The following is a 647-nucleotide window of genomic DNA, read 5'->3' as shown; positions in this document are numbered from 1 at the left end:
TCGCCGGGTCCGACTCGGGGGGCGGCGCCGGCATCCAGGCCGACATGCGCACCATGGCGCTACTCGGCGTGCACGCCTGCGTCGCGGTCTCCGCGGTCACCGTGCAGAACACGTTGGGCGTCAAGGGCTTTCACGAGGTGCCCGACGATGTCGTGGCCGCCCAGATCGAGGCGGTGGTGACCGACATCGGCGTGCAGGCCGCCAAGACCGGGATGCTGGCGTCGTCAACCATCATCGGCGCGGTGGCCGCCGCCTGGCGCCGGCTGGGTCTGACGGTCCCGCTCGTCGTCGAACTCATACCAGGACGCACCGTCGTAGAGCAGGTCACAGCTGCGATCCGACGACCGCAGGTGGCCGCCCTTGACCAGTGCCCACCGCGGCCCCAGCGCGTGCAGGGCCTTGGCCGCCTCGCGCTGAGACCCCACATCCACGACGTCGACGCCCACCAGCAGCCGCACCTCGTCGAGGTTCGGCGTCACCAGCGTGGCCAGCGGAAACAATTGGTCGCGAAGCGAATCCAGCGCCGACGCAGCCAGCAACGCGTCGCCGTGCATGGACGCGCACACCGGATCGACGACGAGCGGGACCGTCAGACCCAGCCGGCGCCAGGCGGCGGCCACCGCGCCGATGATGGTTGACGACGCCAG

At 70.9% G+C, this 647-nt stretch carries 2 pseudogenes; one reads left to right on the top strand and one right to left on the bottom strand.

Going from position 1 to position 647, the window contains the following annotated elements:
- Positions 1–44: 44 nt before the first annotated feature.
- Positions 45–212 (top strand): annotated as a pseudogene (locus A5701_RS29385) (bifunctional hydroxymethylpyrimidine kinase/phosphomethylpyrimidine kinase); the annotation flags it as partial.
- Positions 213–245: 33 nt separating this feature from the next.
- On the opposite strand, the pseudogene A5701_RS20285 reads toward A5701_RS29385, so the two are convergent.
- Positions 246–647, bottom strand: a pseudogene (locus A5701_RS20285) (bifunctional hydroxymethylpyrimidine kinase/phosphomethylpyrimidine kinase); the annotation flags it as partial.

The organism is Mycobacterium sp. E3305, from assembly GCF_001666785.1.
Taxonomy (GTDB): Bacteria; Actinomycetota; Actinomycetes; order Mycobacteriales; family Mycobacteriaceae; genus Mycobacterium.
Note: the sequence above shows the minus strand (reverse complement) of the source record. Positions and strands in the feature narration are given on the sequence as shown.